Origin of the sequence: Flavobacterium xueshanense, assembly GCF_900112975.1 — a bacterium.
Lineage (GTDB): Bacteria > Bacteroidota > Bacteroidia > Flavobacteriales > Flavobacteriaceae > Flavobacterium > Flavobacterium xueshanense.
In genome coordinates this window covers 1-21,331 of record NZ_FONQ01000009.1, presented here as the reverse complement: position 1 = coordinate 21,331, position 21,331 = coordinate 1, and the positions used below count along the sequence as shown (strand labels likewise).

The 21,331-nt window shown below is 34.8% G+C and carries 21 protein-coding genes; 19 read left to right on the top strand and 2 right to left on the bottom strand.

Translation table 11 applies throughout. From position 1 onward, the window contains the following. Positions 1-71 precede the first annotated feature (71 nt). From BMZ76_RS09685 to BMZ76_RS09665, 5 genes are all read left to right on the top strand, one after another. Positions 72-1,385, top strand: a complete 1,314-nt coding sequence (locus BMZ76_RS09685; protein ID WP_091205483.1) for a TolC family protein — start codon at positions 72-74, stop codon at positions 1,383-1,385. Between the two features lie 4 nt (positions 1,386-1,389). Continuing rightward, positions 1,390-2,472, top strand: coding sequence for an efflux RND transporter periplasmic adaptor subunit (locus BMZ76_RS09680; RefSeq protein WP_091205480.1), 1,083 nt, complete (start codon positions 1,390-1,392; stop codon positions 2,470-2,472). 173 nt (positions 2,473-2,645) lie between these two features. Continuing rightward, positions 2,646-5,837 (top strand): efflux RND transporter permease subunit, encoded by a 3,192-nt coding sequence (locus BMZ76_RS09675; RefSeq protein WP_091205477.1) that lies wholly within the window; start codon positions 2,646-2,648, stop codon positions 5,835-5,837. A 76-nt stretch (positions 5,838-5,913) separates the two neighbouring features. Continuing rightward, positions 5,914-6,219, top strand: coding sequence for a hypothetical protein (locus BMZ76_RS09670; RefSeq protein WP_091205475.1), 306 nt, complete (start codon positions 5,914-5,916; stop codon positions 6,217-6,219). Between the two features lie 11 nt (positions 6,220-6,230). Then, positions 6,231-6,416: a YgaP family membrane protein gene (locus BMZ76_RS09665; RefSeq protein ID WP_091205473.1), complete on the top strand. Its 186-nt coding sequence runs from the start codon at positions 6,231-6,233 to the stop codon at positions 6,414-6,416. Between the two features lie 101 nt (positions 6,417-6,517). Here BMZ76_RS09665 and BMZ76_RS09660 read toward each other — a convergent pair whose 3' ends face one another. After that, on the bottom strand, positions 6,518-8,671 hold the full coding sequence (locus BMZ76_RS09660) for a catalase (RefSeq protein WP_091205470.1): 2,154 nt from the start codon (positions 8,669-8,671) through the stop codon (positions 6,518-6,520). Between the two features lie 498 nt (positions 8,672-9,169). Between BMZ76_RS09660 and BMZ76_RS09650 the strand changes: the two genes are divergently transcribed. The 14 genes from BMZ76_RS09650 to BMZ76_RS16140 all read left to right on the top strand — a co-directional run bounded on the left by BMZ76_RS09650 (position 9,170) and on the right by BMZ76_RS16140 (position 21,026). Next, positions 9,170-9,625 carry a MarR family winged helix-turn-helix transcriptional regulator gene (locus tag BMZ76_RS09650; RefSeq protein WP_091205464.1) on the top strand — a complete coding sequence of 152 codons (456 nt, stop codon included), beginning with the start codon at positions 9,170-9,172 and terminating at the stop codon, positions 9,623-9,625. 14 nt (positions 9,626-9,639) lie between these two features. Then, positions 9,640-10,272, top strand: a complete 633-nt coding sequence (locus BMZ76_RS09645; protein WP_091205462.1) for an NAD(P)H-dependent oxidoreductase — start codon at positions 9,640-9,642, stop codon at positions 10,270-10,272. Positions 10,273-10,300: 28 nt separating this feature from the next. After that, positions 10,301-10,870: a YceI family protein gene (locus BMZ76_RS09640; RefSeq protein ID WP_091205460.1), complete on the top strand. Its 570-nt coding sequence runs from the start codon at positions 10,301-10,303 to the stop codon at positions 10,868-10,870. Positions 10,871-11,211: 341 nt separating this feature from the next. Continuing rightward, positions 11,212-12,612, top strand: coding sequence for an anthranilate synthase component I family protein (locus tag BMZ76_RS09635; RefSeq protein ID WP_091205458.1), 1,401 nt, complete (start codon positions 11,212-11,214; stop codon positions 12,610-12,612). Between the two features lie 143 nt (positions 12,613-12,755). After that, positions 12,756-13,322 carry an anthranilate synthase component II gene (locus BMZ76_RS09630; RefSeq protein ID WP_091205455.1) on the top strand — a complete coding sequence of 189 codons (567 nt, stop codon included), beginning with the start codon at positions 12,756-12,758 and terminating at the stop codon, positions 13,320-13,322. 169 nt (positions 13,323-13,491) lie between these two features. Then, the gene (locus tag BMZ76_RS09625; protein ID WP_244281780.1) at positions 13,492-13,785 is read left to right on the top strand and encodes a GNAT family N-acetyltransferase; all 294 of its coding nucleotides are present in this window, start codon (positions 13,492-13,494) and stop codon (positions 13,783-13,785) included. Between the two features lie 74 nt (positions 13,786-13,859). Beyond that, the gene (gene trpD, locus BMZ76_RS09620) at positions 13,860-14,852 is read left to right on the top strand and encodes an anthranilate phosphoribosyltransferase (protein ID WP_091205453.1); all 993 of its coding nucleotides are present in this window, start codon (positions 13,860-13,862) and stop codon (positions 14,850-14,852) included. Positions 14,853-14,952: 100 nt separating this feature from the next. After that, the gene (gene trpC / locus BMZ76_RS09615; RefSeq protein WP_091205451.1) at positions 14,953-15,732 is read left to right on the top strand and encodes an indole-3-glycerol phosphate synthase TrpC; all 780 of its coding nucleotides are present in this window, start codon (positions 14,953-14,955) and stop codon (positions 15,730-15,732) included. 65 nt (positions 15,733-15,797) lie between these two features. Further along, positions 15,798-16,493, top strand: a complete 696-nt coding sequence (locus BMZ76_RS09610; protein WP_449756668.1) for a phosphoribosylanthranilate isomerase — start codon at positions 15,798-15,800, stop codon at positions 16,491-16,493. 12 nt (positions 16,494-16,505) lie between these two features. Next, positions 16,506-17,687 carry a tryptophan synthase subunit beta gene (gene trpB, locus BMZ76_RS09605; protein WP_091205447.1) on the top strand — a complete coding sequence of 394 codons (1,182 nt, stop codon included), beginning with the start codon at positions 16,506-16,508 and terminating at the stop codon, positions 17,685-17,687. Positions 17,688-17,922: 235 nt separating this feature from the next. Beyond that, on the top strand, positions 17,923-18,243 hold the full coding sequence (locus BMZ76_RS09600; protein ID WP_091205445.1) for a gamma-glutamylcyclotransferase family protein: 321 nt from the start codon (positions 17,923-17,925) through the stop codon (positions 18,241-18,243). Positions 18,244-18,302: 59 nt separating this feature from the next. Next, on the top strand, positions 18,303-19,064 hold the full coding sequence (gene trpA / locus BMZ76_RS09595; RefSeq protein WP_091205442.1) for a tryptophan synthase subunit alpha: 762 nt from the start codon (positions 18,303-18,305) through the stop codon (positions 19,062-19,064). A 232-nt stretch (positions 19,065-19,296) separates the two neighbouring features. Further along, positions 19,297-20,166 carry a hypothetical protein gene (locus BMZ76_RS09590; protein WP_091205440.1) on the top strand — a complete coding sequence of 290 codons (870 nt, stop codon included), beginning with the start codon at positions 19,297-19,299 and terminating at the stop codon, positions 20,164-20,166. Positions 20,167-20,855: 689 nt separating this feature from the next. After that, on the top strand, positions 20,856-21,026 hold the full coding sequence (locus BMZ76_RS16140; RefSeq protein ID WP_244281779.1) for a hypothetical protein: 171 nt from the start codon (positions 20,856-20,858) through the stop codon (positions 21,024-21,026). Here BMZ76_RS16140 and BMZ76_RS09580 read toward each other — a convergent pair. Beyond that, a partial coding sequence (locus BMZ76_RS09580) for an IS30 family transposase (RefSeq protein WP_143071075.1) occupies positions 21,016-21,331 on the bottom strand: 316 nt, incomplete at its 5' end. The two genes, BMZ76_RS16140 and BMZ76_RS09580, sit on opposite strands and share 11 nt — an antisense overlap.

Genomic DNA, 21,331 nt, shown 5'->3' with positions numbered 1-21,331 from the left:
TAACTGTGACTTTTGTTACTGTGCAAGGATTTATCACCTAATATCTTTGCTGTATTAATAAAAGAAAAATTATGAAGGAAATAAATTTAATACTGATTTCAGGAGCATTTTTGATTTCTACTTTAGGATTTGGTCAAGACACGTTGACTATTTCTAAAAAGGATATTTGGAAAAAGGCTTCCGATAAAAACCTGCTTATCAAAATAGCTAATCAGGAATTCAAATCGGCACAAGCAGATTACAGACAATCCAATTCGTTATTCTTACCAAGTATTTCGGCATCGCATACAGCTATTTCAACAACAAATCCTTTGATGGCTTTTGGTTCCAAATTGAATCAGGAAATTTTAACGCAATCGGATTTTAATCCAGACTTATTGAATAATCCAGCAAGAACGAAAAATTTCGCTACTAAAATTGAAATTTTACAACCCTTAATCAACGTAGATGGATATTACGGAAGACAAGCTGCAAAAGCAAAAATGCAGGCCTTTCAACTGCAAACGGAGCGCACCAAAGAATTTTTGGAACTGGAAGTCAGTAAAGCTTTCATGGAATTGCAATTGGGTTATAAAGCGGCAAAAGTTCTGGAAAAAGCCAATACGACTGCAACAGCCAATTTGAAATTGATAGAGAACTATTTTAAGCAAGGAATTCTTCAAAAAACAGATTTGCTTTCGGTTCAGGTTCGTGTGAATGAAATTAAAAATCACTTGCAATACGCCAAAAGTAATGTGCAAAACGCTTCGGATTATTTGGGGTTTCTTTTAAATGAAGATACAGCAAATAAAGTATATAAACCCATTGAAGAATTAGAAAATGCAATTGTTATTGAAACGTTCAACACGACACTTTCCAGTAATAGAAAAGACATTCAGGGAATAGATAAATCATCTGAAGCCTACGCAAAAATGGTACAATCAAGCAAAATGAATTTCTTACCAAGGTTAAATGCTTTTGGAAGTTATGAATTGTATGATGATAAACTTTTTGGAACCAATGCCAAAGGATATTTGATCGGAGCACAATTGTCATTGAATGTTTTTGACGGTTATAAATCTATTGGAAAAATGGAAAAAGCGAAAGCGGATTTCCAAAAATCAGAAATGGAAAACCAACAATATAAATCCAAAAGCCAATTGGAATTAAGCAAAACCAACCGCCAGTTAAAAGATGCTGAAAACAAAGTAAATCTTTCCAAATTAGCATTAGAACAATCGCAGGAAGCTTACAGAATTCGAAGCAATCGTTTTACGCAAGGACTGGAAAAAACGACTGATTTATTGCAAGCAGAAACCCAAATGTCTCAGAAAGAATTGGAATTCCTGCAAGCTGTTTTCGAATATAATTTTACTCAAGAATATTTACAATTTTTAACTAAATAAACACATGAAAAAAATATTTATCCCAATACTGACTGTAGCCCTGATCCTTTTAACTTCCTGCAACGGAGAAAAGAAAGAAGCTCCTGCCAAAGAACTTGCCATTGCCGTGAAAGTAAGCGGGATTTCATCCGATGACAACAGTCCATTTGTAACGGCAAGCGGAAAAATTGAAGCCGAAAACAGTGCCAATCTCAGCACTAGAATAATGGGTTATGTCACCAAAATTCATGTACAGGTAGGACAAAAAGTAGGTGCCGGACAATTATTAGTCAGCATCAACAATACTGATTTGCAAGCTAAAAAAGCACAGGTCGATGCCAGTATTCATCAAGCGAACGCTGGTTACAACAACGCTAAAAAAGACTACGATCGTTTTGTAAATTTATTCAAACAACAAAGTGCCTCTCAAAAAGAACTCGACGATATTACAGCACGTTACGAAATGGCAAAAGCAGGATTGGAAGGAGCCAGACAAATGCGAAACGAGATTTTAGCTCAGTTTTCGTATTCGAATATTACGGCTCCGTTCTCGGGAGTGGTGACCAAAGCTTTCGTAAAAGAAGGTGATATGGCGAATCCAGGAATGCCTCTAGTAAGTTTGGAAGGTGCTTCAAAATTACAAGTAACAGCCATGGTTTCTGAAAATGATATTGTAAGTATAAAAAAAGGAATGCCTGTCAATGTTTTGGTAAAATCATCTAATGTCACACTGACCGGAAAAGTTAGCGAAGTGAGTATTTCGGCTGCGAATACTGGAGGACAATATTTGGTAAAGGTAAATTTAGATAAAACAGATGCATCAGTGTTATCAGGAATGTTTGTAAATGTGCAATTTCCTGTTGCAAACAAAACTCAAACGGTTGAAACTAATAGAATTTTAGTGCCCGAAAATGCTTTGGTAAAACAAGGACAACTAAGCGGAATCTACACGATTGCAACTGGAAACATTGCCATTTTAAGATGGTTGCGAACTGGGAAAACGTTTGGCAATCAAGTAGAAGTTTTATCTGGTTTATCCGCTAATGAGCAATACATTGTTTCGGCAGATGGAAAGTTGTATAACGGAGCTTTAGTTCGTGTTCAGTAATAAAGTTTAAGGTTTAAACCAAAAAACTGAAAATCTATAAAATAAATGTCATTGTTAATTCCGCGTGAGGGATTCAGGCGGCATCCTTTTGTAAAGCGTAGCGGAACAAAAGATACAGCCGAAAGCCCGACCCGACCTTTTTGGGAGGGTCACGCCCAAATAAATAAAAGAAAATGCAAGAAGGTATTTCAGGTAAAATAGCCCAATTTTTTATTAACTCAAAACTGACCATTTTGCTGATGGTGGGTTTAATGATTATTGGAGTATATAGTTCGTTTCTGATTCCGAGGGAAGAAGAACCGCAGATTAATGTTCCGATGGCCGATGTAATGGTGGGTTATCCGGGAGCGAGTCCTACGGAGGTGGAAAGTCGTGTGGCCAAACCATTGGAGAAAATTATTTCGAATATTAAAGGAGTGGAACACGTGCATACGATGGCGATGAACGGTCAGGCGATGCTGATTGTGCAGTTTTATGTAGGTCAGGATGTGGAGCGTTCGTATGTTAAATTGTACGACGAATTAGCGAAACACGAAGATATGTTTCCGAAAGGAGTATATAAACCGATGGTGAAAACACGTTCTATTGATGATGTTCCTATGTTGGGAATTACGCTTTGGAGTGCTAAACAAGATAATTTTCAGCTGCGCCAAATAACCGAAGAAGTAACATCGGAGATTGAAAAAATAAAAGATGTGGCGATTACCAAAGAAATTGGTGGCAGCAATCGCGAACTGAAAATAATTCTCGACAAGGATAAAATGGCCGAAAATGGCGTGGATGCTTTGGGAATTATGCAAATGATACAAGCCAATAACGGAAGTTCACAATCAGGGAGTTTTGTACAAAATGACCAGGAATATTTGATTACTACAGGTCAGTTTTTATCGAATGCCGAAGATGTAGAAAACTTAGTGGTTGGTGTAAATAAAAACATGCCAGTATATCTGAAACAAGTGGCGAAAGTGCAAGACGGACCGGCTACGCCCAGAAGTTATGTGTCTTTTGGCTATGGCAAAGCCAATGAAAAATTCAAAACGGCAAAATCAGAATATCCTGCCGTCACTATATCAGTTGGTAAAGTTAAAGGGGCAGATGCAATGAAAATTTCGGAGAAAATAATTGCGAAAGTAGAACAGCTAAAGAAAAATTTAATCCCGACTGATGTTCATGTTGAAATCACCCGTAATTATGGGGAAACAGCCTCGGATAAAGTAGGCGAATTATTGTTGCATTTGGGAGTGGCGATAGTAGCAGTAACTATTTTGGTGATGTTAGCCATGGGATGGCGCGGTGGATTGGTCGTGTTTTTCTCGGTTCCATTGACATTTGCACTTACCCTGTTTGCTTATTATTTATTGGACTATACGTTGAATAGGATTACACTTTTCGCTTTGGTTTTTGTGGTGGGAATTGTGGTCGATGACAGTATTATCATTGCCGAAAACATGCACAGACACTTCAAGATGAAGCGACTGCCCTTTAAACAAGCGGCTATTTATGCGATAAATGAGGTGGGAAATCCAACGATTTTAGCAACATTTACTGTTATTGCGGCTATTTTGCCAATGGCTTTCGTATCTGGAATGATGGGACCATATATGAGTCCGATGCCAATTGGTGCTTCGATTGCAATGATTTTGTCTTTGTTTGTGGCTTTGACTGTAACGCCTTATTTGGGATATCATTTGCTTCAGGAAAAAGACGATCAAAAACACAAAGAATCTGAAGGATTAGAAACCAGTCGTATTTATAAATTGTACAACAAACTGGAACGACCATTCTTAGAAAGCAGTACAAAAAGAAGAATGCTACTTGCCGTTACTGTTGTGTTATTGTTTGGTTCTGTTTTGATGTTTTTCACGAAATCAGTAGTGGTAAAAATGTTGCCCTTTGATAACAAAAATGAATTTCAAGTCGTGATTGACATGCCCGAAGGAACAACACTGGAGCGAACTGCAGCGGTTACCAAAGAAATTGCTCAGTATTTATCGACCAGACCAGAAGTAGTCAATTATCAGAATTATATTGGAACCTCTGCTCCAATTACATTCAACGGATTGGTACGTCATTATGATTTGCGTGGCGGAAGCAACATGGCGGACATTCAGGTAAATTTATTGCACAAAGAAAACCGTGATATACAAAGTCATGCAATTGCCAAAGCGATGCGTCCTGCCATCCAGAAAATTGCTAAGAAATATGGCGCAAACGTGAAATTAATTGAAGTACCACCAGGACCGCCAGTATTGTCAACCTTGGTTGCTGAGATTTATGGACCAAATTATAAAGACCAGATAAAAGTAGCCCAACAGGTAAAAACTATTTTGGAAACTACTTCGGATGTTGTGGATATTGACTGGATGGTTGAAGACAATCAAACGGAGTATAAACTAGAAGTGGATAAAGAAAAAGCGATGCTGAATGGAATTGCTCCGCAGCAAGTGGTTGGGAATTTGACGTATTTACTCAAAGAATATCCAATTTCTAATTTGTATGATGAAAATTCGAATGATAATGTGGGAATTGTTCTTTCGCTTGACGATAAAGACAAAACAAGTTTACAGGACATTCAAAACCTAAAAATTAAAGGAAGCCAGGGAAATATGATTCCGGTGAGTGATTTGGTAAAAGTAAAAACGGATACATTACAAAAAACCATTTACAGAAAAGACCAGAAACGTGTGGTTTATGTAACGGCTGATATGGCTGGAGCATTAGAAAGTCCGGTATATGCGATTTTAGGAATGAGTGAAAAATTGACTAAAATGAAAGTCCCAAAAGGATATAAAGTCAATGAATTGTATATGGAGCAACCCACGGATGAAAGTGATTTTACTGTAAAATGGGATGGGGAATGGCAAATTACTTTGGAAGTATTCCGTGATTTAGGGGTTGCCTTTATGGTGGCCATCGTAATCATTTATATGTTGATTGTGGGCTGGTTCCAAAACTTTAAAACACCAATTGTGATGATGCTCGCTATTCCGCTATCCTTAATCGGGATTGTGTTTGGTCACTGGTTGTTAGGTGCTTATTTTACAGCTACTTCTTTCATTGGAATGATTGCATTAGCTGGTGTTATGGTAAGAAACTCGGTTTTACTGATTGACTTTATAGAAATACGATTGAATGATGGTGTCGCATTAAAACAAGCGATAATCGAGGCTGGAGCTGTGAGAACCTCTCCTATTCTATTGACAACTGGTGCGGTGGTTATTGGAGCTTCCATCATATTATTTGATCCTTTGTTTCAGGGATTGGCTATTTCCTTGGTGTTTGGAGCAATAGTTTCCACTATTCTAACATTGATTGTGGTACCATTGATTTATTATATAACGGAGAGAAAGAAATGGGAAAAATAAAAAATAGTGTAACGTTTAAGGTTTAAAGTTGTAAAACCGGGACCTTAAACTTAAAAATTTTAAACAAAAAACAAACATGAAACTACTGATTATTACCGCAGTCATATCATTTGAAAAAGACATCAAACAAATGCTGAAACAAGCCCATGTAAAAACCTTCACCTACAAAGAAGTTAAAGGCTTTAATGATATTTCTGAAGAGGCCATTGAAAGCAATTGGTTTTCAACAGAATTAAATGAAACTGAATCGATATTATTTTATGCTTTCGTAAAAAAAGAGAATATAAATATACTATTTGATTTGTTTACTGAATTCAATGAAAAGCTAAAAACGTCATCCAAAATACATGTTGCCGTTCTAAATATCGAAAAATCAAATTAAAATAAAGAATTATGAAAAACAGAATTGTAAGGGCGGTAGCCGGCACTTTTATATTAATCAGTTTACTTTTGGCAATCTATGTCAACCAAAATTGGTTGTGGTTTACCGCTTTTGTAGGAGCCAATTTATTACAGTCTTCTATAACCAAATGGTGTTTGATGGAACAAATACTCACTAAGTTAGGGGTAAAAGATTAATAATACATTTTAAATTTAAAATACAGAAAAACCGAAACTTACATTTCGGTTTTTCTGTTTACAAATAATTTCTTTTAAATCGGAACCATATCAAACTGTATTTATAGTTCTGCTTCACGGTTCCAGAAACGGTGATTTCCCATAGCATCTATAAATTCTTTTGTAAAATTTTTATCGTTAGTTTTTGAATTAATAATAATTCCTTCTTCTTCATTTTTATCTTCTTTATCATAGATATGAGTTTTAGCCAATATTTCAAATTCATCAGCACCTATGACTTTACAATGCTTGTAAGCTTCATTGATAAATTCGATAGCTTCAGCATTGGAATTTAAAAAACCAGCATTTTTTCCGCCGGGAATATATACAGCATCAAATAAAACAGAAGCGGCAATTAGGAAACTCTGATCAACCGCAAGTTCATTCCCTTCGCTAGTTTTTATAGTCCCTAAATGCGGTGCTATAACTTTTGCAGTAGCGCCCGCTTTTTCTAATGCGGTTTTCATGGCATTAATCGATGCTTGATGAACTCCTTCTGAGCATAAAAATGCCACTTGTCTTGTCGCAATTGTTTTAGACAATGTTTTGTTTTTAATCATACTCAACGCATCCGATGATTTCACACTTTGGGTAACTTTTTTTGGTTCATATTTTTGTTTGTCAGCATTCGCTCCAACACCATGATTTATTGGTTTTTCTGGGCTGCTAGGAACTTTAAGTCCTAAGCCCTGGGCAACTTTATCAGCTAATGTTTTATCAATTTGCGATAATAAACCTAACATTCGAGTTTTTATGGCAATGGTTTCTAATTTGCCCAGTTCAAAACGCAATGCTTTTATGATATGATTTTTTTCAACTTGCGTTTGGCTATTAAAGAACAAGGTTGCCTGGCTAAAATGATCCGAAAAACTCTCGCTGCGGTCCCGTACTTTGTGAGCATCAATCCTTTCGTTGAAACTTGTAAAACCACCTTCATCAATTTTTGCCTGAAAAGGACAACCTCCACCAAGAGAATTGGGGTGATAGCTACCCCGACCTACATTAATTTCCTGACGCATGTGACCATCACGCTGATTATTGAACATAGGTGCAATAGTTCTATTGATAGGAATTTCATGAAAATTAGGGCTTCCTAAACGTGATAATTGGGTATCGGTATAAGAAAATAAACGGCCTTGTAATAAAGGATCGTTTGTAAAATCGATTCCAGGTACAATATGACCTGGATGAAAAGCGACTTGCTCCGTTTCAGCGAAAAAATTATCAGGATTACGATTCAGAACCATTTTTCCAATTATGGTAACCGGAACTAATTCTTCAGGAACTATCTTAGTTGGGTCTAATAAATCAAATTCGAATTTGTGTTCATCGGCTTCAGGAATAATCTGAACGCCTAATTCCCATTCCGGAAAATTCCCATTTTCGATGGCTTCCCATAAATCCTGACGATGAAAATCGGAATTTTTTCCAGATATTTTTTGGGCTTCATCCCAAACTACGGCATGGGTTCCTAATTTTGGTTTCCAATGGAATTTCACAAAATGCGATTCATTTTTGGCATTTATAAAACGAAAAGTATGCACACCAAAACCTTCCATCATTCGCAAACTTCTTGGGATTGCGCGGTCTGACATTACCCACATAATAGTATGCATGGTTTCTGGCATTAGGGAAATAAAATCCCAAAAAGTATCGTGAGCAGAAGCCGCTTGTGGCATTTCATTATTCGGTTCCGGTTTTACAGCATGAATTAAATCCGGGAATTTTATGGCATCTTGAATAAAAAACACCGGCACATTATTTCCAACTAGATCATAATTGCCTTGCTCTGTGTAAAATTTAACTGCAAATCCTCTGATATCACGTGCTAAATCCGTCGAACCTCTTGATCCTGCAACAGTGGAAAAACGGGTGAAAACGGGCGTTTTAAGGCCAGGATCCTGAAGAAATCCCGCTTTAGTATATTTCTCCATAGACTCATAAACCTGAAAATAACCATGCGCAGCTGAACCTCTTGCATGCACAATTCTTTCCGGAATTCTTTCATGATCAAAATGGGTTATTTTTTCTCTTAAGATAAAATCTTCCAGTAACGAAGGTCCGCGTTCTCCCGCTTTAAGGGAATTAGTATCATCATTAATTTTAAGTCCTTGATCTGTGGTCATCATCTGATCAGTAGCATCGGATTTATTGACTTTTAAATCCTGTTGTTTCCTATTTTCAGAATCCTGCGCATGTTTTTTTACGTTTTTCATTTCAATAGTTTTTTAAAGTTTTTAATTCTTATAAATTTACACTTTTAAACAATGATTCGTTTACACAATTCCAAGTAAAATTTGCAATTTTATTAAATTAACAAATTACAAATCATTGCATTACATACAATTAAAAAATTATTTTGAAAATCAGGAGTTACAATTCAGTGTTTATTTCAAAATAAATTTTAATCCAAAGACTATAACCAACTTTAATTCTAAAAGAAAGATAATTGGTCAAAAATTGATCTCCCTGCCTCTTCCCGTTTTCATAGATGATCAAAAAATAATTGTGGTATGTATTTTGAATATGAACTAGGAGAAAACAATTTAATTTTTTGAAACCAACTACGACAACTAATTTATGTTGCTGATTTACAATGATTATAATTCTTAATAAAGAGTGATTTAAAAAAATTAACAAAAAATTAATTATCATTTGTATATACAAATATAAAATGTGTTACATTTGTACCAACAAATTACATATATACAAATATGAAAATTGAAGAAGTTTTAAAATCGACTGTTCCAATGAATAATTCAAAAAAAATTATTCTGAATGTTTTATATACACAAAATGTAATAACAGAAAATTTTAGTGAAATATTAAAACCTTATGAAATCTCTGGAGAGCAATACAATGTACTCCGAATATTAAGAGGCCAAAAAGGAAATCCTGCGAACATGTGTGTTATTCAAGAACGAATGGTAGCCAAAACGAGTAATACCACTAGATTAGTTGATAAATTACTGCTAAAAGATTTAGTCACTAGAAAAGTATGTCCTGAAAACAGACGGAAAATAGAAGTGCTAATTACTCAAAAAGGATTGGACATTCTGAAGGAATTAGATCCGAAAGTGATTGCTCACGAAGAATTTTTTTCAAAGAATTTAAGTTCTGAAGAAATTGTTCAACTAAATCAATTATTAGAAAAATACAGAAACCAATAAACAGTCAATACAATATGAATACTTTTTTAGAAAATCAAAATTGGAGATACGCAACGAAAAAATTCGATGCAACAAAAAAAATAACAACTGAAGATTTAAACACGTTAAAAGAAGCGATTCGCTTGAGTACTTCGTCCTATGGATTACAACCTTACAAAATAATTATTGTTGAAAATCCTGAATTAAGAGCGCAACTGCAAGTTGCTGCGTATGGTCAAGCCCAAGTAGTAGATGCTTCTCACTTAATTGTTTTTGCTAATGAAATGAATTTTGGTGAAGAAGGAATTGTAAACTTCTCAAAAAACATGAGTGAAACAAGAGGAATTCCTTTAGAAAGTATTCAAGGATACGTGGAATATATGAAATCTAACATTGTAAATCTTTCTGAAGAAACAAGAAACATCTGGTCAGCAAAACAAACTTACTTAGCCTTAGGAAACTTATTAAACGTGGCAGCTGAACTTAAAATAGATACTACTCCAATGGAAGGTTTTGTTCCTGCTCAGGTTAATGAAATTTTAGGACTTGACAAATTAGGATTGAACGCTACTTTACTTGCAACTCTAGGTTACAGACACGATGAGGACGCAACCCAACATTACAAAAAAGTTAGAAAATCAAACGAAGAATTATTTATCACACTATAATTAGTAATCCAATTTAACACTCAAACAAATGAAAAATTTAAAATCAATCACATTAGCATTAGTAGTAGTTCTATCTGCTATGTCAGTAACCGCTCAAACTAAAAAAATTAAAACTTCAGCAAGTACTATAAACTGGGTTGGAAAAAAAGTAACTGGTGCACATGAAGGAACTATCAATCTTAAAGATGGTGCTTTAGTTTTCAAAGGAAAAAAATTAGTGGGTGGTACATTTAATGTGGACATGAATTCAATCGTAGTTACTGATTTGAAAGCAGGTCAAGGTAAAGAAAAACTAGAAGGCCACTTGAGAGCTGATGATTTTTTTGGAACAGATAAATTTGGTACTGCAACTTTAGTTTTCAAAAAAATAGTTACTAAAGCTAAAAATTTATATACTGTAACTAGTGATTTAACAATCAAAGGAATTACTAAACCAGTAACTTTCGATCTTGTTACAACTGCAAATACAGCTACTACCAATGTGAAAATTGACAGAACAAAATACGATATTAAATATGGTTCCGGAAGTTTCTTCGACAGCTTAGGAGACAAAGCTATCAATGACGATTTCAATTTAGCAGTAGCTTTGAAATTCTAATTTGATTCTAGAATATAAATACCAGCCCCAACAAGAAATTGTTGGCGCTAGTATTTATAGGTTTTCAGATGGAAATATTTATTTAACAAAAAATCTTCCATTTTTAAATTTTTTAACTAATTATATTTTTGAATAATCGAATTTCATTTCTATATTTGCCATAATAAAATAAAACATGAAAACAATTATAAACAATACTTGGTGGTGGAACAATTTACGTCAGACGTCGTGAACTAAGCTCCTATAGTATTATTAACTATAAATATAAAAGGCTTGTCATCACGACAGGCCTTTTTTTTGTTCCCATTTTACCTTAACACACAACATAAAAAACATAGAAATTGAAATCATTTACCTTAAATACGAATTACAAACAAATCTTAGCTGATACGATAACTCCTGTGAGTGTGTATTTTAAAATTCGGGATAAATTTCCAAATAGTCTTCTGCTGGAAAGCAGCGATTATCATGGCAATGACAATAGTTTCTCCTACATCTGTTGCAATCCGATTGCTTCCATCAAAATAGAAAATGAAATCATTTACAAGACTTTTCCCGATGGAAGTGTTGAGAAAATAAATATTGATGCCAGTACCGATATTCCTGAAGTGATTCAAGAATTTTCGAGTCAGTTTAAATCGGAGAAAAACAATTTTAAATTCATCAACAATGGACTTTTTGGATATATTTCGTATGATGCTGTTCGGTATTTTGAAAAAGTGAATATTGCCAAAAAAGAAAATAGTAATACCATTCCGGATGTGTACTATGCTGTATACCAAAATATAATTGCTATCAATCATTTCAAAAATGAAGCCTATATTTTCTGTCACAGTTTAGACGGAAGAAACAACATTTCAGAAATCGAACAATTATTACAATCTCGAAATATTGCTTCTTATAAATTTTCCAAAGAAGGAGAAGGATTTTCCAATCTAACTGACGAAGAATTCAAGCATAATGTGGTTTTGGCCAAAAAACATTGTTTTAGAGGTGATGTATTCCAATTGGTTTTATCCAGAAGATTTACACAAGGTTTCAAAGGCGATGAATTCAATGTTTACAGAGCGTTGAGAAGCATTAATCCTTCGCCTTACTTATTCTTTTTTGATTATGGCGATTTCAAAATATTTGGTTCTTCACCCGAAGCCCAAATTATTGTAAAAGACCGTAAAGCTGAAATTCACCCAATCGCAGGAACTTTTAAAAGAACGGGTGATGACGAAAAAGATGCCGTTCTTGCCAAACAATTATCCGAAGACAAAAAAGAAAATAGTGAACATGTGATGTTAGTGGATTTAGCCCGAAATGATTTGAGTAGAAACGGCCATAATGTAAATGTAGAAAAATACAGAGAAGTACAGTTCTTTTCGCACGTAATACACTTGGTTTCAAAAGTAACGGGACATTTACATGAAAAAGCTTCTACGATGCAGGTTGTAGCCGATACTTTTCCCGCAGGAACATTAAGCGGTGCGCCAAAACACAGAGCGATGCAACTGATTGAGGACTATGAAAAAACCAATAGAAATTTTTATGGCGGCGCCATCGGTTTTATGGATTTTGAGGGTAATTTTAATCACGCGATTATGATTCGGACTTTCCTAAGCAAAAATCACCAGTTACATTCGCAAGCTGGAGCAGGCATTGTAGCTAATTCCGATGAAGAAAGTGAAATGCAGGAAGTATACAATAAATTGAGAGCATTGAATGCGGCTTTGGATTTAGCGGAAACTATATAAATCCCCTCCCCGACCCTCCCCAAAGGGAAGGGAGCCAAATCTAAAAAATAAGCAACTTATGAAGTTGTAACTAAAAATAACAATTAAAAAACCTATTTACCCCAATAGGTGCTCCCCTCCTTCGGAGGGGTTGGGGGAGGAACATGAAAAAAATACTAGTCATAGACAATTACGATAGTTTCACTTATAATTTAGTGCATTATCTGGAAGATTTAGATTGTGAAGTAACCGTTTACAGAAACGATGAATTTGATATTGACGAAATTGCAGTTTTCGATAAAATTCTTCTTTCTCCAGGACCAGGCATCCCGGATGAAGCAGGATTATTGAAAGAAGTGATTCGGAAATACGGACCAATCAAGAGTATTTTTGGTGTTTGTTTGGGTCAACAAGCAATTGGCGAAGTTTACGGCGGAACACTTTCTAACTTAGATAAAGTGTATCATGGTGTAGCAACAATGGTAAAAACTGTGGTTGATGACGAGCTTTTATTCGAAGGATTAGGAAATGAATTTGAAGTAGGACGCTATCATTCTTGGGTAGTTGACACCAATTTACCTGATATTCTGGAAGCAACTTCATTCGACGAAAACGGACAAGTGATGTCGTTGCGTCACAAAACATACGATGTGCGCGGTGTACAATTTCATCCGGAAAGTGTGTTGACTCCAAATGGGAAAAAAATATTAGAGAATTGGGTGAAATCGTAGAGACGTTGCAGTGCAACGTCTCTACACAATTTTATTTTTTAATAAAAAAAACAAAATGAAAATTATAATTTCCGAAGCAAAAGATTTAAAAATTGAAGATTTAACAGCGCTTTATTAAGCAAACGAATGGAGTTCCGCTGACAAACCACAACAATTATTTAATGGCCTTTTGAATTCGGATACTTTAGTTACTTCTTGGGAAAATAAAAAATTAGTTGGACTGGGAAATGCTATTTCTGATGGATATTTAGTGGTGTATCACCCCCATTTATTAGTTCATACAGACGATCAAGGAAAAGGAATTGGCAAAATGATTTTTGATAAAATGCAAGAGAAATACAGTAGTTTTCACATGCAAATGCTAACCGCAGATGGAAAAGCGATAGATTTCTATAAAAAAAATGGTTTTGAACGTGCAGGACAAATAGAACCGATGTGGATTTACAAAGGAAATGAACATTAATTTTAGGACTTCATTATCAGTAATAGGAAAATAAACATATAGTCTTTGAGCCTTAACGGCAAAAAAAATATAAAATGAAAAATATATTAAACAGATTAATCAATCACGAAATACTTTCAAAGGAAGAAGCAAAAAATGTATTGGTTAATATCTCCAACGGAAATTATAACACCAGTCAGATTGCTTCTTTTTTAACAGTTTACATGATGCGAAGCATCAGTATAGAAGAGCTTGCGGGATTTCGCGAAGCACTGCTGGAATTGTGTATTCGTGTGGATTTATCCGCTTACAATACCATCGATTTGTGTGGAACTGGCGGTGATGGAAAAGATACTTTTAATATTTCAACCTTGGCTTCATTTGTAGCTGCTGGAGCGGGAATTAAAGTAGCCAAACACGGAAATTACGGAGTTTCTTCTATTTCGGGTTCCAGTAATGTGATGGAGAAATTAGGAATCAAATTCAGTAATGATACTGATTTCCTGGAAAAATGTATTGATAAAGCAGGGATTTGTATTTTACACGCCCCGTTATTTCACCCCGCTATGAAAAATGTGGGACCAATCCGAAAAGAACTGGCAGTAAAAACATTCTTCAATATGTTGGGACCAATGGTAAATCCATCGTTTCCAAAAAACCAATTGGTCGGTGTTTTTAATTTAGAACTGGCCAGAATGTATGCGTATTTGTACCAAAATACAGATACTAATTTCACCATCTTACATTCGCTTGATGGCTATGACGAAGTTTCGTTGACAGGACCTACAAAAACGATTACCAGTTCCATGGAAGGAATGTTAAATCCAGAAGATTTTGGTGTTCGTCTTTTGCTGCAAAGCGAAATAGAAGGCGGAACAACCATCGAGGAATCAGCTCAAATGTTTACTAATATCATTTCTGGAAAAGGAAATGAAGCGCAAAATAATGTGGTTTGTGCCAATGCGGCCATGGCCATTGCAACGGTTACAAAATGTTCTCCCTTAGAAGGATTTCAAATAGCAAAGGAAAGTTTATTATCCGGAAAAGGACTTGTAGCTTTGAAAAAATTGAAAGATTTAAGCAAATAAAATAGTTTAAAGTTTAAGGTTTAAAGTTGTGGAAATAGATTAGTACAAACGATGAGCAACTTTAAACTTTAAACAAAGAAAACTTTAAACAAATAAATAAATGAACATCTTAGATAAAATTATAGTTGACAAAAAAAGAGAAGTCATTCTCAAGAAATCCATCATTCCCGTTTCACAATTAGAAGCTTCGGTTTTCTTTGAAAAAAAGACTATTTCTTTAAGCGATAATTTAAAAAACAGCACATCCGGAATTATTGCTGAGCACAAACGTCGTTCGCCTTCCAAAGCAGAAATAAATTATAGTTTTACAGTGGAAGAAGTGACAAAAGGCTATGAAAATGCTGGTGCCTGTGGAATTTCAGTATTGACGGATGGTAAGTATTTCGGTGGTTCGTTGGACGATTTACTTTTGGCAAGAGCCACAGTAAACATTCCATTATTACGAAAAGAATTTATTATTGATGAATACCAAATCCTAGAAGCCAAAGCACATGGAGCCGATTTAATACTACTAATCGCAGCGGTTTTAACAAGAGACGAAATCAAATCTTTATCTGAATTTGCTAAAAGTTTGGGATTGGAAGTTTTACTGGAAATTCACAATCAGGAAGAACTGGAAAAATCGATTATGCCCACATTGGATATGATTGGTGTAAACAACAGAAATCTAAAAACATTCGAAGTGAGTTTGGATTTCAGCAAGCAATTGGCAAATAAAATTCCAAATGACTTTGTAAAAGTTTCCGAAAGCGGAATTTCATCTATTGAAGCGATTAATGAATTAAAACCTTTTGGTTACAAAGGATTTTTAATTGGAGAAAACTTTATGAAAACGGATAATGCCGGTAAAGCAGCAACGGAATTTATTAATAAACTTTAAAAAATAACCCTGTTAGGGTTTAAAACCTTAACAGGGTTCGGTTAAGTTTAAAGAAATATCTTGTAATGAAAAAAGATACTAACAATCAAGACCTTTCGGCTCCCTTCCCTTCGGAGAGGGCTGGGGTGGGGATTAAAATCTGCGGCATGAAATATCCCGATAATATACTCGAAATAGGGTCGCTCCTACCCGATTATATGGGATTTATATTCTGGGAGAAATCGGCTCGATATTTTGATGGTGTGATTCCAAATTTACCAAAATCTATTAAAAAAGTGGGAGTTTTTGTCAATGCTGCACAAAATGAAATTCTTGAAAAAATTGCAAAATATGATTTGCAAGCCATTCAACTGCATGGCGACGAATCGGTTGAATTTTGCCAAGAATTAAAAGAAAATGTGAAACAAGTTCAAATTGAAATCATAAAAGTTTTTTCGGTAGATAATTCTTTTGATTTTGAGGTATTGAAACCATTTGAATCCATTTGTGATTATTTTCTTTTTGATACAAAAGGAAAATTACCCGGCGGAAACGGAACCACATTCGACTGGAAAGTATTAGAAAACTATCCTTCAAACAAGCCGTTCTTCCTGAGTGGAGGAATCGGAATTAATGAAATGGACGCCGTGAATGAAATTTTGAAAACCAATTTACCCCTTTATGCCATTGATGTAAACAGTAAATTTGAGATAGAACCCGGATTAAAAAACATACAATTATGTAGAGAAGTTGCAATGCAACGTCTCTACCCAAAAAAATAAAAAAATAAAATTATGTCATACAACGTCAACGAAAAAGGGTATTACGGCGAATTTGGAGGTGCCTTCATTCCTGAAATGTTATATCCAAATGTCGAAGAATTACGTCAAAATTATTTAAAAATCACAGCTGAACCAGAATTTCAAGCTGAATTTGACGCTTTGCTAAAAGATTATGCAGGTCGTCCCACGCCTCTTTATTTTGCAAAACGGCTTTCTGAACAATACAACACCAAAATCTATCTGAAAAGAGAAGATTTGTGTCATACTGGTGCGCATAAAATCAACAATACTATCGGACAAATTCTTTTGGCAAAACGTTTAGGCAAAACCAGAATCATTGCTGAAACAGGTGCTGGTCAACATGGCGTAGCTACAGCAACTGTCTGTGCTCTTATGGGATTAGAATGCATCGTTTATATGGGAGAAATCGATATTAAACGTCAGGCGCCAAATGTGGCTCGTATGAAAATGTTAGGTGCCGAAGTTCGTCCCGCGCTTTCTGGTTCAAAAACCTTAAAAGATGCCACAAACGAAGCAATTCGGGATTGGATTAACAATCCCGTTGATACCTATTACATTATCGGCTCTGTCGTGGGACCGCACCCTTATCCGGATATGGTGGCGCGTTTTCAAAGTGTCATTTCTAAGGAAATCAAAGAACAATTACTGGAGAAAGAAGGACGTGAAAACCCGGATTATGTAATTGCTTGTGTAGGTGGCGGAAGCAACGCAGCCGGAACTTATTATCATTTTCTGGACAATGAAGACGTGAATATCATTGCCGTCGAAGCCGCAGGTTTAGGTGTCGATTCTGGCGAAAGTGCCGCAACTTCAGCCTTAGGAAAAGTGGGTGTTATTCACGGAAGTAAAACACTGTTGATGCAAACTAGTGATGGCCAAATCACCGAACCGTATTCCATTTCAGCAGGACTGGATTATCCGGGTGTTGGACCTATGCACGCTAATTTATTCGTGACCGGAAGAGCACAATTCATCTCGATTACGGATGAACAAGCCATGCAATGGGGATTAAAATTATCCAAAATGGAAGGGCTTATTCCTGCCATCGAAAGTGCGCATGCCTTTGCCGTTCTCGACGAAATGAAATTCAAGCCAGAAGATATCGTAGTCATCAATCTTTCCGGTCGCGGCGACAAAGATTTGAACACCTATATCGATTATTTTAAATTATAAGTTGGGTTTACCCTGAATTCATTTCAGGGTTTATCCCGGATTTATTTCCGGGTTTATCCCGTATTTATTTCGGGACGTAACCGCGCTTCCACTAGCGTTACAGCGAGGTCAGGCTTTCCGTTACAATCTTTTTTATCTCGTTAAAAAACGAGAAAAAAAGGATTTTCACTGCCATCCTTAACGCAAAGTCGGCAACACAAAATGAAGTTCAGTTCACATTTTCAAAATAGAAACTATGGAAAAATTATTCGCTTACGGAAGTTTACAAAATGAGGATATTCAAAAAGATCTTTTTGGACGTATTCTTGAGGGAACTCCTGAAACATTGATTGGTTACATCGTGAAAGAAATCCAAATTGAAGAGGAATTTGGATTAGTTCACTATCCCATTATTACCGAAACCCAAAAACCGGAAGATACCATCAACGGAATGGTGTATTCTGTTTCGTCACAGGAACTTCGCCAAACAGATCTGTACGAAGGATTGCATTATAAGCGCGTTGAAGTGCATTTACAATCCAACCAAAAAGCGTGGGCATATAGTGCAGCCATCTAAACTTTCAAAATTAAAACTCCAAGGCAAAAAACCTTGAAAACGGAATAAAAAACACAACAATGAACAGAATAAATCAGAAATTACAAGAAACTAAAAAGATACTTTCCATCTATTTCTCCGCAGGATATCCTAACCTCAACGATAGCGTGCAAATCATTCAGGATTTAGAAAAAAATGGTGTGGACATGATAGAAATCGGATTGCCGTTCAGCGATCCATTGGCCGATGGACCAACGATTCAGGCCAGTTCAACACAAGCGTTGCATAACGGAATGACAACACAAGTGTTGTTTGACCAACTAAAAGACATTCGCAAAACAGTTTCAATTCCCTTGGTAATTATGGGATATTTCAATCCGATGTTGCAATTCGGGATAGAGAATTTCTGCCAGAAATGTGCGGAGATTGGCATCGACGGATTAATTATTCCCGATCTTCCTGTTGATGTGTATGCCGATGAATACAAAGCAACTTTCGAAAAATACGGATTGAAGAATATATTCTTGATTACGCCACAAACTTCTGACGAGCGCATCCATTTTATTGACAGCGTATCTGATGGTTTCATCTATATGGTAAGTTCGGCTAGTGTTACGGGCTCACAATCTGGTTTTGGAAGCGCTCAAGAAGAGTATTTCAAACGCATTGCCGACATGAATCTGAAAAATCCTCAAGTAATAGGTTTTGGAATCAACAATAAGGAAACCTTCAACCAAGCCACACAATTTGCAAAAGGAGCAATAATAGGAAGCGCTTTTATTCAGCATTTAACTGAAAACGGAATAGGAAAAATCGAGAAATTTGTAAAAGCGATTCGATAATAAAAATATCATTTTATATAAATCAAACGGCGTTTAAAGTTAATTTAGATGCCGTTTTTTAATGTTTAAATTTTAAAAAATGATAAGATAATTTGTAAGGTTATTTTCATACTTTAGCAAAAGCAAAAAAGATGAACGTTGTCAGACAAAGCCACACAAATTTGGGGTGATAGTTCGCATAATGTCAGACCTATACACTAGTTGGCAGATATTTTAGAAAAAAAATACGCAAATGAATATTAACCAAGATAGATTTTCTGTTGACTTCGGAGAAACTAAAATAATCTGGAATTATGGAATTCCAATTATTGTTCCAGTAAATTTTTCAATTGAACAAGAAAAATACTTAAAAGCAGCTTTGACAACAATTCAATATGGAAATGTATCAGTTGATAATACTTTGAAGACTTATTTTAAAGACTTTGAAAAAAATGAAAAAATAAGATTTTCAAATTCAAAAGATAATATTAATTATAAGTATGATTCTTTAATCAATGAAATTTTAAAATTTCAAAAGCAGACATTTGAAAAAATGTCTCGAAAACTTTTAAAATATAATTTTGTAGATGATTTAGAATCAATATCATTTTGTGGGTTAATTTTTAAAAGATTAATAAGTAGTTTTGACGCTTCAAGAAATCTAATAAAACAAGGTTTTTATTTTGAAACATATTCATTAATAAGACAAATGTTAGAACAAATTGCATTTGCATATAACATTTCAGGAAAAGACAATTTTGAAGAATTTATTTCACCAACTAAATGTATTAGTTCATTAAAAGACTTTTATCCATATTCAGGAAAGTTTTATGGATTATTAAGTTCAAAAACTCATATTGATAAAAGCCAAATAGAAAGATTTTTTTATGTGGACGAAAATGGAGAAGGGCAAATTATTTTGAGGTCACTTCAATATTCAATGGAAACCGCAGTAGATCTTCTAATTATTTTAGACTTATATTGTTGTGTATTTGAATATATTTTTAAAGATAAAATATCCAAATATCAATTTATAGAAAATGAAACTACATTAAATGAAAAAAGAATAACGAGAGTTTTTTACCATCAAATATTCGAAAAATATAGAACCTTAAATAAATAGAAAAAACATCTGCCAACAGCTAGAGACCAGCTTCGCAAAGTGTTCTTCTTAAAAATAAATTTCTCGTTAATGCTGCGCAAATGTCACCAGCTCCGCAAAGTGTTCTTCTAAAAAAATAAATTTCTCATTAATGCTGCGCAAATGTCTCTGACTTTGCGCAATTTTATGAACTTGTTATTAAAACTTAACGTCATAAAGTCTCTGACTTTCATCGTCTTAAATTTTAAAAACACAAACAAGTATTTAAAATCGTTATTTTTATATTAAAAAATTCAGTAAAATGAAAGAAGGCTATGTAATATGGGATCAGACTATACCACATTATATAACGGCGACCGTTGTCGATTGAACAGCTGTTTTCAGTTGGCAAACCTACAGAGAAAGTATGATTGAGTCTTTAGATTACTGCATAAAAAAACAAAGCACCGATTTTATATGGTTAAGTTATTATAAGCAATCACAGTCATTTAATTATTCAATCTGAAGATGGCAAATTATAAGATTGAATGAAAGATTTTAAAAAATTTATTGCGAAAAATATTTTGGATAAAATACGAGCCGTACTGGAAGGCCGATAAGAATGGATACTAGAACGCTTCAAATCAGCAGCAGAAAAACAGGCAACAAACAAAAATTACCAATTTTGGCAACACCGTAATCATGCAGAGAAGATTTACAGCAATATATTTATGTGGTCTGAATTAGATTACATTCATCTGAATATAGTAAGAGCCGGTTTAGTTGAAAAGGCTTCACAATATATTTATTCAAGCGCAAGCCATTACATAAAAGATTCGGGATTATTAAAAATAGAAAAAGGAGATAACCCGATTATTATTGTTGCAGGATTCAAGTTATAAATGCAACTTTTTGATTAAACATAAAATTAGGTGTTTCAAAATTAAATCTTTTTCTTGGTCTATTGTTTAATTTCTCTTGTATTTCTATAATTTTCTCTGGAGTTATTTCATCAAATGATGATGATTTGGGTATGTATTGTCTTATTAATCCATTTAGATTTTCATTTGCACCACGTTCCCAAGGGCTGTAAGGGTTGGCAAAGAAAAAATCTATTTCAAGTGCCGAACTGATCTCTTGATGTTGCGCAAACTCTTTCCCATTATCAGAAGTTATTGTATTTATAAAGTGTTTCCAGTTCTGTAGT